The following is a 12,828-nucleotide window of genomic DNA, read 5'->3' on the forward strand; positions in this document are numbered from 1 at the left end:
TTTGGAAAGATGTTTGACTTGGACAATGTCCAATGTAGGATCGAAGCTGGCTTTGACCAATGGACAGGACTGGTCGGTAATGACGCAGGAGGCGTACGTGACGCAGGGACCGCTCACCACGGAGGCCGGTGCACCGGTGGCCGACAACCAGAACAGCGAGACCGCAGGCGTCGGTGGCCCGGTGCTCGTGCAGGACCAGCTGCTCCTGGAGAAGCTGGCCCACTTCAACCGCGAGCGCATCCCGGAGCGCGTCGTGCACGCCCGGGGCGCCGGAGCGTACGGCACCTTCACGGTGACCGCCGACGTCACCCCGTACACGCGCGCCGCATTCCTCTCCGAGGTCGGCAAGGAGACCGAGACCTTCCTGCGCTTCTCGACCGTGGCCGGCAATCTGGGCGCGGCGGACGCGGTACGTGACCCGCGCGGCTTCGCGCTGAAGTTCTACACCGAGGAGGGCAACTACGACCTCGTCGGCAACAACACCCCGGTGTTCTTCATCCGCGACGCGATCAAGTTCCCGGACTTCATCCACACCCAGAAGCGCGACCCGTACACCGGTTCCACGGAGGCGGACAACGTCTGGGACTTCTGGAGCCTGAGTCCGGAGAGCACCCACCAGGTCACCTGGCTGTTCGGTGACCGCGGCATCCCGGCGTCGTACCGGCACATGGACGGCTTCGGCTCGCACACCTATCAGTGGAGCAACGAGGCCGGCGAGGTCTTCTGGGTCAAGTACCACTTCAAGACCGACCAGGGCATCAGGAACCTCACCGCCGCGGAGGCCGAGGTCCTGGCCGGCAAGGACCCCGACTCCCACCAGCGCGACCTGCGCGAGGCGATCGAGCGCGGCGAGTTCCCGAGCTGGACCGTGGGCGTGCAGATCATGCCGGCGGCGGACGCGGCGACGTACCGCTTCAACCCGTTCGACCTGACCAAGGTGTGGCCGCACGCGGACTACCCGGTCATGGAGATCGGCAGGCTGGAGCTGAACCGCAACCCGCGGAACGTCTTCGCCGAGGTCGAGCAGTCGATCTTCAGCCCCGCGCACTTCGTGCCCGGTATCGGCCCCTCGCCCGACAAGATGCTCCAGGGCCGCCTGTTCGCCTACGGCGACGCGCACCGCTACCGCGTCGGCATCAACGCCGACCACCTGCCGGTGAACCGCCCGCACGCCGCCGAGGCGCGCACCAACTCCCGCGACGGCTACCTCTACGACGGCCGGCACGGCGGCGCGAAGAACTACGAGCCGAACAGCTTCGGGGGTCCGGCGCAGACCGGCCGGCCGCTGTGGGAGCCGTTCGACGGCTTCCGCGCCGGCACCGGCGGCCACCCGACGCCGCTGCACGCCGAGGACGACGACTTCGTGCAGGCGGGCAACCTCTACCGGCTGATGTCGGAGGAGGAGAAGGAGCGCCTGGTCGCCAACCTCGCCGGGGCGATCTCCCAGGTCTCGCGCGAGGACATCGCCGAGCGCGCGATCGGTAACTTCCGCGACGCCGACGCCGACTTCGGCAAGCGGCTGGAGGCCGCGGTGCGGGCGCTGCGCGGCTGAGCCGCGCCGGCCGGGTCGCCTGTGCCGACTCGGCCGCCCGCCAGGACGGGCCGGACCCCGAGGGGGTCCGGCCCGCTTTTGTGTGCTCAGTGCGCCGGTGCGGGCTCCCGGGCCGGGACCCAGCAGCGGATGATGTCGCGGACCGACACGATGCCGACGGGCTCGCCACGGTCGAGGACCACCAGGTGCCGGAAGCCGCCGCGGGTCATGGCGCGGGCCGCCTCCTGGAGGGTCCAGGTCGGGGTGGCGAAGACGACGTCGGTGGTGGTGTGGGCGTGGGTGCGTTCCGTGTCCGGGTTCTGGCCGAGGCCCACGGAGTTGAGGATGTCGCGTTCGGTGAGGATGCCGACCCCGCCGGCGTCGGGGTCGAGCACCACGGCGGCGCCGACGTGGCGGGCGGACATCAGGGCGGCTGCCTGACGGAGAGTGTGGGCGGGGCCGACGGTGAGGACCACCGTGCTCATGGCGTCTCGGACGAGCATGGGATGAGGCCACCTCCTAGGAATCCATGACGTTGTGCATGGATTCACAAATTCACAAGTGGGGGTCGACCTCAGAGTGCCCGGTAAAGAGCGGGTCAACAAGAGGGCGCGCGCGGCCAGTTGAGGGCGTGCGCGGAACTCGCCGGGTGCTCAGGGGCGCCGGCGCCGGTCCAGATGGTCCAGCAGAACGTCGTGCAGCAGGCCGTTGGAGGCCGCCGCGTTGCCGCTGTGCGGGCCCGGACGGCCGTCGAGCCCGGTGAAGGTGCCGCCGGCCTCGGTGACGATGATCGCGTTCGCCGCCATGTCCCAAAGGGACAGCTCCGGTTCGGCGCAGATGTCGACGGAGCCCTCCGCGACCATCATGTACGGCCAGAAGTCGCCGTACGCGCGCGTGCGCCACACCTCGCGGGTCAGGTCGAGGAAGCCGTCCAGGCGGCCCTGTTCCTCCCAGCCGGAGAGCGAGGAGTACGCGAAGGACGCGTCCGCCAGCTCGCCGACGTGCGAGACGTGGATGCGGGACGCGGAGGTCAGACTGCGGCCGGTGAAGGCGCCGTGGCCCTTGGCGGCCCACCATCGGCGGCCCAGCGCGGGAGCGGAGACGAGGCCGACGACCGGGTGGTAGCCGCCCTCGCCCGCCTCCATCAGCGAGATCAGGGTGGCCCAGACCGGGACGCCCCGGACGTAGTTCTTGGTGCCGTCGATCGGGTCGATCACCCAGCGGCGGGGCCCCGTGCCCTCGACGCCGTACTCCTCCCCGAGCACCGCGTCCCGTGGCCGGGCGCGCTTGAGGTGGCCGCGGATGAGTTCCTCCGCCGCCTTGTCCGCCTCGCTCACCGGGGTCATGTCCGGCTTCGTCTCCACCTTCAGGTCGAGCGCCTTGAAACGGTCCATGGTGGTGGCGTCGGCCGCGTCCGCGAGTACGTGGGCGAGGCGGAGGTCGTCAAGGTAGTCCGGCATGCCTTGAACCGTATCTGCCATGGAGGCCGCGGGCCACAAAGGGCCGGACCGGGCGGGGCGGAACGGTGGCCCGCGCACCCTTGACAGTGCGGGGGAGCGCGTCAAATCTGGGCGCAGAGTTGTCCGTTCCAGGGAGGCGATGATGCCTGCGGCCCGGGAATCCCTACTGGACGCCGCCGCCACGGCGCTCGCGCGCCGGCCGTGGCCCGCGGTGCGGATGGTCGACGTGGCCGCGGCGGCCGGGGTGTCCCGGCAGACGCTGTACAACGAGTTCGGCAGCAAGGAGGGGCTGGCCAGGGCGCTGGTACGGCGGGAGGCCGACGGATATCTCGCCGGGGTGGAACGGGCCCTCGCCGCGCACACCGACCCGCGCGACCGCCTCACCGCCACCGCCGAGTGGATGGCGTCGGCGGCCCGGGACAGCGCGCTGGTCCGGGCCATGCTCACCGGCTGCTGGAGCGAACGCCTCCCGGCGCCGGCGCTCACCGCGGTGCGGTCCTCCTCCGCCGTACCCGCGCAGCGCCGGGCGGACGGGCCGCTGCCCTCGCCCGGCGACTTCGTGCGGCTCGTGCGGGACCGGGCGGTGACCGTGCTGGCCGGACCCGCCGCGGCCACGGAGGACACCGCCGACCTGACCCGCTCCTGCGAACTGGCCGTACGCCTCGCCCTGTCCTGCGTCGCGGCACCACCGGGGGAGGACGGCGTGGCGGAACTGGTGCGCGGCGTCCTGGTCCGGCACCTGGTGTGAGCCGGCTCCGGCCGTGAGTGGCGCCTAGTGCGCCGAGCCCGACAGCTGGAGGCCGATCACGCCGATGATGACGAAGGAGATCGAGACGATCTTCAGGGTCGACACCAGGTCGCCGAGGAAGACCATGCCGTAGATCGCGGTCCCCGCCGCGCCGATCCCGGTCCACACCGCGTACGCGGGACCGACGTCGAGCTTCTTCAGGGACAGGGTCAGCAGGCCGAAGCTGCCGAGGGCGAAGGACGCGAAGGCGATCGTCGGCCACAGCCGGGTGAACCCGTGCGAGAGCTTGAGGCACACGGCGAAACCGGTCTCCAGAATCCCGGCCACTATGACCAGCAGCCACGCCATGTGCGGTCCTCCCGTAGGTCCGGATCTCCGGCTCGGTGCGATTATGCACTTACCGAACGCGACCCCCGGCAAACCCCGCGGCCCTCAGTCGCCCTCCCTGCGGTCCCGCGTGGCCAGCAGCCGGCGCAGCGAGTACAGCCGCGCCGGGTCGGCGTGGCCCTCCGCCACGTACGCGTCGAGGGCGCAGTCCGGCTCGTCGTGGCTGCACGCGCGCGGGCAGCCCTCGGTGCCCGGCTCCAGGTCCGGGAAGGCGTGGATCACCCGGGAGGGATCGATGTGCGCCAGGCCGAAGGAGCGCACGCCCGGGGTGTCGATGACCCAGTCGGCCGCCCCGGAGAGGGGCAGCGCGAGGGCGGAGGTGGTGGTGTGGCGGCCGCGGCCCGTCACCGCGTTGACATGGCCGGTCGTACGCCGCAGGTCCGCCGGGACGAGGGCGTTGACCAGGGTCGTCTTGCCCACCCCCGAGTGGCCCACGAACGCGGTGATCCGGCCGTCCAGGTACTCGCGCACCCGGTCGGCGGCGTCGTCGTTCTCCAGTTCCTCCCGGCTGGTGACGACGTACGGGATGTCGAGCGCGCCGTACAGCTCCAGCAGCTTGTCCGGCGACGCCAGGTCGGACTTCGTCATCACCAGCAGCGGCTCGAGGCCGCCGTCGTAGGCCGCCACCAGGCAGCGGTCGATCAGGCGCGGGCGCGGCTCGGGGTCGGCGAGGGCCGTGACGATCGCCAGCTGGTCGGCGTTGGCGACGACCACCCGCTCGTAGGGGTCGTCGTCGTCGGCGGTGCGGCGCAGCACCGAGGTGCGCTCCTCGATGCGCACGATCCGCGCGAGGGTGTCCTTCTTGCCCGACAGATCGCCGACCAGGGCCACCCGGTCGCCCACGACGGCCGCCTTGCGGCCCAGCTCCCGGGCCTTCATGGCCAGCACGGTCCGGCCCTCGACCAGGCAGGTCAGCCGGCCCCGGTCGACGGTGAGGACCATGCCCTCGGCCGCGTCCTCGTGCTTGGGCCGGATGTTGGTGCGCGGCCGGTTGCCCTTGCGGTTGGGGCGGCTGCGGATGTCGTCCTCGTCGGTGTGCTTGCCGTAGCGGCGCATGATCCCACTCCGCCCGTCAGTTCCCCAGCATCCCGGTCCACAGCTCGGGGAAGTCCGGCAGGGTCTTCGCCGTCGTCGCCACGTTCTCGATCCGCACACCCTCGACCGCGAGGCCGATGATCGCGCCGGCGGTGGCCATGCGGTGGTCCTCGTAAGTGTGGAACACCCCGCCGTGCAGCGGGCGCGGGCGGATGTGCAGGCCGTCGGCGGTCTCGGTGACGTCGCCGCCGAGTTCGTTGATCTCCTTGGTGAGCGCGGCCAGCCGGTCCGTCTCGTGCAGCCGCAGATGGGCCACGCCCCGCAGGGTCGAGGGGGAGTCGGCGAGCGCGGCGACCGCGGCGATGCCCGGGGTCAGTTCGCCGACCTCGCTCAGGTCGACGTCGATGCCGTGCACGGCGCCCGAGCCGGTGAACACCAGCCCGAACTCGGTCAGCTCGCAGGAGCCGCCCATCTCGGTGAAGATCTCGCGCAGCCGGTCACCCGGCTGCGTGGTCCGCTCCGGCCAGTCCGGGATCAGCACCTTGCCGCCGGTGACCAGGGCCGCCGCCAGGAACGGCTGGGCGTTGGACAGGTCCGGCTCGATCGTCAGGTCCCGGCCGAGCAGCGCACCCGGCGTCACCCGCCACACGTTCGGCTCGCCGCCCGACTCCGGGGTGTCCACCTGGGCGCCGACCGCGCGCAGCATGTCCACGGTCATCCGGATGTGCGGCATGGAGGGCAGGGAGGCCCCGGTGTGCCGGACCTCGACACCCTGGTTGAAGCGCGGGCCGGACAGCAGCAGCGCCGAGACGAACTGGGAGGACGAGGAGGCGTCGATCGACACCGGACCGCCGTCCAGCGCCCCGGCGCCCTGCACGGTCAGCGGCAGCGCGCCCCGGCCGTCGTCGTCGATCCGGGCGCCGAGCACCCGCAGCGCGTCGATCACGCCGTTGAGGGGACGCTCGTACGACCGCGGGTCCCCGTCGAACCGGATCGGGCCGTCGGCCAGCGCGGCCACCGGCGGCAGGAAGCGCATCACCGTGCCGGCGTTGCCGACGTCGACCGTGGCCGGACCGTGCAGGCCGGTGGGCAGCACGCGCCAGGCCTCACCCGAGCCGTCGGGGCCGCCCGCGCCGGAGGAGCTGGACGACACGGTCTCCTCGATCTCCACGCCCATGGCCCGCAGGGCGCCGGCCATCAGCAGGGTGTCGCGGGAGCGCAGCGGACGGCGCAGCCAGCCGGGCTCGGAGGCGAGGGCGGCCAGCACGAGGGCTCGGTTGGTCACCGATTTGGACCCGGGCACGTGGACCGTCGCGTCGACGGCTCCGCTCGCGTGCGGGGCGGGCCAGAGGGCGGGGTGGGCGGTGTTCGGGGCCATGGGGCCACTTTATAAGGAGGGCCCGGTATCAACCTTCCAGCAGCCAGCGGCCGCCGCCGATCAAGGAGCACAGGGACACCGCGTGGAACAGGAACAGCCACAGGCCCGCCGGGACGTGCGTCAGACGGGACAGCTGGTCCGCGTCGGAGTCGCCCGCGTTTCCCCGCATCCGCTTGGCCTGCAGCTCGAACGGCGGCCGCACCCCGCCGAGCAGCAGGAACCACACCACCGCGTACGCGAACGCCGCCTGCACCTGCGGCCCGGTGAGCCACGACACCAGCAGGAAGGCGCCGCCGGCCAGCACCACGGTCAGTACCCCGTAAGCGTTGCGGATCATCACCAGCATGACGACCAGCAGGGCGGTCGCCGCCCACAGCAGCAGGGTGAGCCGGCCGGCGGCCAGCAGCGCGGCACCGCCCAGGCCCAGCAGCGAGGGCGCCGTGTACCCCGCCGCCGCGGTGAGGATCATGCCGAGGCCGTACGGCTTGCCACGGCTGACCGTGAGGCCGCTGGTGTCGGAGTGCAGGCGGATGCCGGTGAGCTGCCGGCCGGTGAGCAGCGCCACCAGACCGTGCCCGCCCTCGTGCGCGATGGTGATGGCGTTGCGGGCTATGCGCCACAGGCTGTGCGGTACGACGACGGCGAGCGCGGCGACCCCGGTGGCCAGCACCACCCACAGGTCCGGATCGGGCTGGGTGCCGGTGAGCCGGTCCCAGAGACCGGCGGTGAGGCTTTCCATGTACCGAGTAGCTCCCTGTCCTCGTACGGAGTCTGGCAGTGTGGCACGTATGTGCGGACGGTATGCATCCAGTCGTAGGCCCGAGGATCTCGCAGGAATCTTTGAGATCGAGAAGTGGGAGCCGGAGGAGACCCTGGAGCCGGACTACAACGTGGCTCCCACCAAGGAGGTCTACGCCGTCCTGGACCGTCCGTTGAAAGACGCCGCGGACCCGCGTCCGGTTCGGCAGCTGCGCAGGCTGAAGTGGGGCCTGGTGCCCTCCTGGTCCAAGACGCCCGAGGGCGGTGCCCGGATGATCAACGCGCGCGCCGAGACCGTGCACGAGAAGCCCGCCTACCGCCGCGCCTTCGCCACCCGGCGCTGCATCCTGCCCGCCGACGGCTACTACGAGTGGGTCACCGGCACCGAGGAGCGCGCGCTGGAGGCCGAGGGGAAGAAGAAGCGGCCGCGCAAACAGCCGTACTTCGTACTGCCCGCCGACGGCTCGGTCTTCGCGATGGCCGGCCTGTACGAGTTCTGGCGGGACCGGACCCTGCCCGACGACCACCCGGGCGCCTGGTGGGTCACCTGCTCGGTGATCACCACCGAGGCGGAGCGAACGCCGCTGGCCGTCGCGCCGGCCGAGGGACCGCATTCCCTGGCCGACATCCACCCCCGCATGCCGCTCATGCTCACCCCGGACCGCTGGGACGCCTGGCTCGACCCGTCCAGCACCGACCCGGACGGCCTGCGCGAGCTGCTCGACCCGCCGCCGCACGGCCTGATGCGCGCCTACCCGGTCTCCACCGCCGTCAGCAACGTCCGCAACGGCGGCCCGGAGCTGCTGAAGGAGCTGGACGCCCCGGAAGTCGGCACACTCTTCTGACGTGACCACCATGACCACACAGACCGTCCCGACGGACGCCGGCGACGCCCGGATCACCTGGCACCGGGCGGACGGGGCCCGGCTCGTCCTCGCGGTGAGCCATGGCGCGGGGGGCGGCATCGAGGCCCGCGACCTCCAGGCGCTCGCCCGGGTGCTCCCTGGGCACGGGGTGACCGTGGCCCTCGTCGAGCAGCCCTGGCGGGTGGCCGGCAAGAAGCTCGCGCCCGCACCGAAGACCCTGGACACCGGCTGGCGCGGCCTGTGGCCCGCGCTGGCGGCGCCAGGACTGCCCGTCGTCTCCGGCGGCCGCAGCGCGGGCGCCCGGGTCGCCTGCCGCACCGCCGCCGAGCTGGGCGCGCACGCCGTGCTCGCGCTGAGCTTCCCGCTGCACCCGCCCGGCAGACCGGAGAAGTCCCGCGCCGCGGAACTGCTCGGCGCCGGGGTGCCCACGCTGGTCGTGCAGGGTGGGAACGACCCCTTCGGCAGGCCGGCGGAGTTCCCCGAGGGAGCCCACCGGCTGATCGAGGTGCCCTGCGGCGATCACGGGTTCGCCGTCGCCAAGCGCGCGGAGATCACCCAGGAGCGGGCGCTGGAGATCGTCACCGACGGTGTCGTGGAGTGGGCCGGCTCACTCGGGTGACCCGGGAATGCCCGGCGGCGGGGCGCTGTTGAGGCGGACAGAAGTGCTGAGGGATCAGCGCCGACGTCGTGGGAAAGGAAGTCCGCCGCATGGGTTCGACGTACTGCCCGAGCCGCAGCAGCCGTGCTGACCTGGACTGGACGGTGCTGCACGCGGCCAGGACCGCTCCTATTCGAGCGGCGGCGGGCACGGGTCGTGTTCTATCCTCCGAAACAGGAGGGACCGGTCTCGGTCCCCTCCGGGAACTTGAGGAGGTGGGTCCGGTCACCGGTACCGACGCAGGGACCGACAACGGCCAGGCGGAGCAGCCCGAGGGCCAGGGCATGAGCGCGGACACGGAGACCGGCTCCGAGTCGACCGCGGAGCGCAGCGCGCGCTTCGAGCGGGACGCGCTCGAATTCCTCGACCAGATGTACTCGGCCGCCCTGCGCATGACGCGCAACCCGGCCGACGCCGAGGACCTGGTGCAGGAGACCTACGCCAAGGCGTACGGGTCCTTCCACCAGTTCCGTGAGGGCACCAACCTCAAGGCGTGGCTGTACCGGATCCTGACCAACACCTTCATCAACTCGTACCGCAAGAAGCAGCGCGAACCCCAGCGCAGCGCGGCCGAGGAGATCGAGGACTGGCAGCTCGCCCGCGCCGAGTCGCACATGTCGACGGGTCTGCGCTCCGCCGAGTCGCAGGCGCTCGACCACCTGCCCGACTCGGACGTGAAGGAAGCGCTGCAGGCGATCCCCGAGGAGTTCCGCATCGCCGTCTACCTCGCGGACGTAGAGGGCTTTGCGTACAAGGAGATCGCGGACATCATGGGGACACCCATCGGTACGGTGATGTCCCGGCTGCACCGGGGCCGCCGTCAACTGCGCGGCATGCTGGAGGACTACGCCCGCGAACGCGGACTGGTCCCGGCGGGCGCCGGAGAGTCGAACGAAGCGAAAGGCTCGGGCTCATGAGCTGCGGAGAGCCGCACGAGACGGACTGCAGTGAGGTACTCGACCACCTCTACGAGTTCCTCGACAGCGAGATGCCGGACGTCGACCGCGACAAGTTCCAGCACCACTTCGAGGAATGCTCGCCGTGCCTGGAGAAGTACGGCCTGGAGCAGGCCGTGAAGAAGCTCGTCAAGCGGTGCTGCGGCCATGACGACGTGCCCGCCGACCTGCGCGCCAAGGTCATGGGGCGGATCGACCTGATCCGCTCCGGGCAGACCGTCCCCGAGCACGACGTCACCAAGGCCCCCGCCACCCCGGTGACACCGCAGGAGTCCTGACCCGCGCCCTCCGGCCGGTCGCCCCTGTCACCCGAACGTGCTAATCCTCGGGACATGGGCCCCCGGACCCCCCGAACCCCGCCCTAGGCTCCGAGCCTGCACCGGCACGGTCGGGGGAGGGCGCGATGGAGGCGGCGGTTCCGGCGAGAGCGCAAGGCTATGTGGCCTGTGTCGCGCTGCTCGCCGCGCTCTGTGTCCTGCCCCTGCACACCACCCGCACGCCCTGGTGGGCGCTGGCCCTGCTCGCCGCGCTGTACGCGGCCTGCGAGCACGTCGTGCGGCGCCGCTTCGGCGGAACGTTCTATCCGGTGCTGCTCGCCGGCGCCTTCCTGCTGCCGCCGCCCGCCGCCGCGCTGGTCCCGCTGCCGGCCGCCCTGCTCGCCCACGTCGAGCACGGGCCGGTGCTGCCCCGGCGCGTCTGGCGGGCCGCGCAGCCGGCGCTCGCCGTGTGGGCCGCGGCCCAGGTCCACTGGGCGCTCGGCGGCCGGGACGCCGTCGTGGCCCACGCCTTCCCCTACGCCCTCGTACCCGCGGGGGCGGCCGTGCTCGCCTTCTGCGTGGTGCTCACCGTGCTCGACGGCGGCATCCTCGCCGCAGGCGTGGGGGTACCGCCCACGTCCTTCAGGCAGTGGGGGCGGGTGCCGGCGCTCAGGCCCTGGCGCGGGCTGCTGTCCCGCTCGCTGGCGCCGGTCGCGGTGCACGGGCTCGCCGGGCTGATGATGGCCGTGCTGTGGCGCAGCCGGTACGGCCCCGCCTCCGCGCTGCTCGTGCTGCTGCCGATGGGCGTCTCCTGCTGGGTCTTCGCCCAGTACCACCGGGAGCGGGCCGCCCACCAGGCCACCATCCGCGCCCTGGTGCAGGCCGTCGACATCAAGGACGGCTACACCCGCGGCCACAGCGAGCGGGTCGGCCAGGCCTCGGTGCTGATCGCCCGCGAACTCGGCCTGGACGACGAACGCGTCGAGGTGCTGCGCTTCGCCGGCATCCTGCACGACGTCGGCAAACTCGGCGTCCCCACCCGGCTGCTGCGCAAGGACGGCCCGCTGACCCCCGAGGAGCGGCGGATCATCGAACTGCACCCGGAGTACGGCCACGAGATGGTCCGCGGCATCTCGTTCCTCGGCGAGGCCCGCGCGGCGATCCTGCACCACCACGAACGGCTCGACGGCAGCGGCTACCCGTACGGGCTGGCGGGCGGTCAGATCCCGGAGTGCGCCCGCGTGGTCGCCGTCGCCGACGCCTTCGACGCGATGACCTCCACCCGGTCCTACAGCAGAGCCCGCCCGGTGGAGGCGGCGGTCAAGGAGCTGGAGCGCTGCGCGGGCACCCACTTCGACCCGCGCATGGTCACGGCACTCGTCCGGGCGCTGGGCCGGCACGGCTGGCACCCGGCCGTCACCGCCGACGACGCCCCGCGCACGGTCCCGGCCCAGCCGGCCGCCGGCCGCCGCAGCGGGGCGCACCGGTGACCGCCCTCCGGCTCATCCACGGCTGCGCCGCCCTCACCGCCACCGTCTGTCTCGCCCTCACCCTGTGGAACGGCATCGACGACCCGGGCGTCGCGCTCGCCTTCGGCTTGCTCATAGCCGTCGGCGAGCTGACCCGCTGGTCCGGCACCGGGGCGCGCCGCACCGCGCCGCTGGGCACCGCCGGATCGCTGTCGTACGCCCTGCTGGGGCCCGACGCCGGGCATCCCACCGGGCACAGTGCCGCGCAGGTCGTCACCGTCGTCCTCGCCGCGTCCCTGCTCGGCGGCGTCCCGCACATCTGGTGCGGCCGCACTCCCACCCTCGACCACCTCGCCCGCCGCGTCCTCACCGCCGGCTTCGCCGCCGTCTGCTTCCAGCCCCTCTTCAACCGAGGCGTCTTCCGCGGCTGGGACGGCCCCGCCTACGCCCTGCTGCTCGTCGCGCTGCTCGTCCTCACCGCGCTCTGCGACGCCGTCCTCGCCGCCGCCCTCGCGCACTCCCGCACCCGCTGGCGCTTCGGCCCACTGCTGCGCGAGGAACTGCGCGGACTGCTCGGCATCGGCTCCGCCGTGTGCGCGACCGGCGCGGTCATGGCGCTCGCGGTCGCCGTCGCCGGGCTGTGGGCGCTGCCCGTGTTCTGCCTGCCGCTGCTGCTCACCCAGCTGTCGGTCCGCCGCTACGCCGCCGTGCGGGCCACCTACCGGCAGACCATCGCCTCCCTGGCCCGGGCCACCGAGGTGGCCGGCTGCACCCCCGCCGGGCACGCCCGCCGGGTCGCCGCCCTCAGCCGGGCCGTCGGCCGCGACCTGGGCCTGTCCCGGCCCGAGCTGACCGTGCTCGAGTACGCGGCGCTGATGCACGACATCGGCCAGCTCAGCCTCGTCGACCCGGTCCCGGCCGGAGCCACCGCCGCACTGCCCGGCGAGGAGCAGCGGCGCATCGCGCTGCTCGGCGGCGCCGTCGTGCGGCAGACCGGGGTGGACGCGCGGGTCGCCACCGTCGTGGAGCGGCAGGCCGACCCGTACCCGGAGCAGCCGCTCGCCGCGCGGATCGTGCGGGCCGTGAACGCCTACGAGGAGAAGGCCCGCGACGCCGGACCCGAGGGGCCGCTCATGGCCCTGGAGGAGCTGCGCCTGGCCACCGCCGGGGACTACGCTCCCGAGGTTGTCGAATCCCTTGCCCGGGTACTTGCCCAGGCGCTGTCTGACCCTGCGGGTGATGGGGTAACCCATGGGTAATGAGCGCCTTTGAGGCCGTACGTGGTTGGATGCGATGGAGAGGGTGTCCGGGGGCACAAGCCAGC

General features: G+C 72.5%; 14 protein-coding genes. 8 read left to right on the plus strand and 6 right to left on the minus strand.

All coding sequences use genetic code 11. The features are described from left to right. Positions 1-97: 97 nt before the first annotated feature. A complete protein-coding gene (locus AB0924_RS09385; protein WP_366911057.1) occupies positions 98-1,552 on the plus strand; it encodes a catalase in 1,455 nt (484 codons plus the stop codon). Between the two features lie 86 nt (positions 1,553-1,638). Here the strand turns inward: AB0924_RS09385 and AB0924_RS09390 are convergent, their stop codons facing one another. Further along, positions 1,639-2,034 carry a CBS domain-containing protein gene (locus AB0924_RS09390; protein WP_358927543.1) on the minus strand — a complete coding sequence of 132 codons (396 nt, stop codon included), beginning with the start codon at positions 2,032-2,034 and terminating at the stop codon, positions 1,639-1,641. Positions 2,035-2,184: 150 nt separating this feature from the next. Continuing rightward, positions 2,185-2,991 carry a histidinol-phosphatase gene (hisN, locus tag AB0924_RS09395; RefSeq protein ID WP_358927544.1) on the minus strand — a complete coding sequence of 269 codons (807 nt, stop codon included), beginning with the start codon at positions 2,989-2,991 and terminating at the stop codon, positions 2,185-2,187. Positions 2,992-3,130: 139 nt separating this feature from the next. Here hisN and AB0924_RS09400 point away from each other — a divergent pair, with 139 nt between their 5' ends. Beyond that, positions 3,131-3,739, plus strand: coding sequence for a TetR/AcrR family transcriptional regulator (locus AB0924_RS09400; protein ID WP_358927545.1), 609 nt, complete (start codon positions 3,131-3,133; stop codon positions 3,737-3,739). Positions 3,740-3,763: 24 nt separating this feature from the next. Here the strand turns inward: AB0924_RS09400 and AB0924_RS09405 are convergent, their stop codons facing one another. From AB0924_RS09405 to AB0924_RS09420, 4 genes are all read right to left on the minus strand, one after another. After that, the gene (locus tag AB0924_RS09405) at positions 3,764-4,087 is read right to left on the minus strand and encodes a multidrug efflux SMR transporter (protein ID WP_358927546.1); all 324 of its coding nucleotides are present in this window, start codon (positions 4,085-4,087) and stop codon (positions 3,764-3,766) included. Between the two features lie 84 nt (positions 4,088-4,171). Next, the gene (gene rsgA, locus AB0924_RS09410) at positions 4,172-5,182 is read right to left on the minus strand and encodes a ribosome small subunit-dependent GTPase A (RefSeq protein WP_366911059.1); all 1,011 of its coding nucleotides are present in this window, start codon (positions 5,180-5,182) and stop codon (positions 4,172-4,174) included. A 16-nt stretch (positions 5,183-5,198) separates the two neighbouring features. Further along, entirely contained in the window at positions 5,199-6,539 is a 1,341-nt protein-coding gene (aroA, locus tag AB0924_RS09415) for a 3-phosphoshikimate 1-carboxyvinyltransferase (RefSeq protein ID WP_358927548.1), read from the minus strand. A 28-nt stretch (positions 6,540-6,567) separates the two neighbouring features. Further along, positions 6,568-7,278, minus strand: coding sequence for a M50 family metallopeptidase (locus tag AB0924_RS09420; protein ID WP_358927549.1), 711 nt, complete (start codon positions 7,276-7,278; stop codon positions 6,568-6,570). Between the two features lie 49 nt (positions 7,279-7,327). Here AB0924_RS09420 and AB0924_RS09425 point away from each other — a divergent pair, with 49 nt between their 5' ends. The 6 genes from AB0924_RS09425 to AB0924_RS09450 all read left to right on the plus strand — a co-directional run bounded on the left by AB0924_RS09425 (position 7,328) and on the right by AB0924_RS09450 (position 12,763). Next, positions 7,328-8,143 (plus strand): SOS response-associated peptidase, encoded by an 816-nt coding sequence (locus AB0924_RS09425; protein WP_358927550.1) that lies wholly within the window; start codon positions 7,328-7,330, stop codon positions 8,141-8,143. A 10-nt stretch (positions 8,144-8,153) separates the two neighbouring features. Next, on the plus strand, positions 8,154-8,783 hold the full coding sequence (locus AB0924_RS09430) for an alpha/beta family hydrolase (protein ID WP_366911118.1): 630 nt from the start codon (positions 8,154-8,156) through the stop codon (positions 8,781-8,783). Positions 8,784-9,037: 254 nt separating this feature from the next. Continuing rightward, complete coding sequence (gene sigR, locus AB0924_RS09435) at positions 9,038-9,739, plus strand: RNA polymerase sigma factor SigR (protein ID WP_250403396.1); 702 nt, start codon at positions 9,038-9,040, stop codon at positions 9,737-9,739. Beyond that, positions 9,736-10,056, plus strand: coding sequence for a mycothiol system anti-sigma-R factor (gene rsrA, locus AB0924_RS09440; RefSeq protein WP_358927552.1), 321 nt, complete (start codon positions 9,736-9,738; stop codon positions 10,054-10,056). Before sigR ends, rsrA begins: the two co-directional genes overlap by 4 nt. A 125-nt stretch (positions 10,057-10,181) precedes the next feature. Beyond that, complete coding sequence (locus tag AB0924_RS09445; RefSeq protein WP_366911060.1) at positions 10,182-11,525, plus strand: HD-GYP domain-containing protein; 1,344 nt, start codon at positions 10,182-10,184, stop codon at positions 11,523-11,525. Continuing rightward, a complete protein-coding gene (locus AB0924_RS09450) occupies positions 11,522-12,763 on the plus strand; it encodes an HD domain-containing protein (protein WP_358927554.1) in 1,242 nt (413 codons plus the stop codon). Before AB0924_RS09445 ends, AB0924_RS09450 begins: the two co-directional genes overlap by 4 nt. The last annotated feature ends 65 nt before the right edge of the window (positions 12,764-12,828 follow it).

Origin of the sequence: Streptomyces sp. NPDC047869, assembly GCF_040704065.1 — a bacterium.
Classification (GTDB): Bacteria; Actinomycetota; Actinomycetes; order Streptomycetales; family Streptomycetaceae; genus Streptomyces.

Bases quoted from the DNA above. Each gene is read 5' to 3' on its own strand.
- AB0924_RS09445 (WP_366911060.1), top strand. From the start codon at position 10,182: ATGGAGGCGGCGGTTCCGGCGAGAGCGCAAGGCTATGTGGCCTGTGTC.
- hisN (WP_358927544.1), bottom strand. From the start codon at position 2,991: ATGCCGGACTACCTTGACGACCTCCGCCTCGCCCACGTACTCGCGGAC.
- AB0924_RS09425 (WP_358927550.1), top strand. From the start codon at position 7,328: ATGTGCGGACGGTATGCATCCAGTCGTAGGCCCGAGGATCTCGCAGGA.
- AB0924_RS09420 (WP_358927549.1), bottom strand. From the start codon at position 7,278: ATGGAAAGCCTCACCGCCGGTCTCTGGGACCGGCTCACCGGCACCCAG.
- rsrA (WP_358927552.1), top strand. From the start codon at position 9,736: ATGAGCTGCGGAGAGCCGCACGAGACGGACTGCAGTGAGGTACTCGAC.
- AB0924_RS09430 (WP_366911118.1), top strand. From the start codon at position 8,154: ATGACCACACAGACCGTCCCGACGGACGCCGGCGACGCCCGGATCACC.
- AB0924_RS09390 (WP_358927543.1), bottom strand. From the start codon at position 2,034: ATGCTCGTCCGAGACGCCATGAGCACGGTGGTCCTCACCGTCGGCCCC.
- aroA (WP_358927548.1), bottom strand. From the start codon at position 6,539: ATGGCCCCGAACACCGCCCACCCCGCCCTCTGGCCCGCCCCGCACGCG.
- AB0924_RS09405 (WP_358927546.1), bottom strand. From the start codon at position 4,087: ATGGCGTGGCTGCTGGTCATAGTGGCCGGGATTCTGGAGACCGGTTTC.
- rsgA (WP_366911059.1), bottom strand. From the start codon at position 5,182: ATGCGCCGCTACGGCAAGCACACCGACGAGGACGACATCCGCAGCCGC.
- AB0924_RS09400 (WP_358927545.1), top strand. From the start codon at position 3,131: ATGATGCCTGCGGCCCGGGAATCCCTACTGGACGCCGCCGCCACGGCG.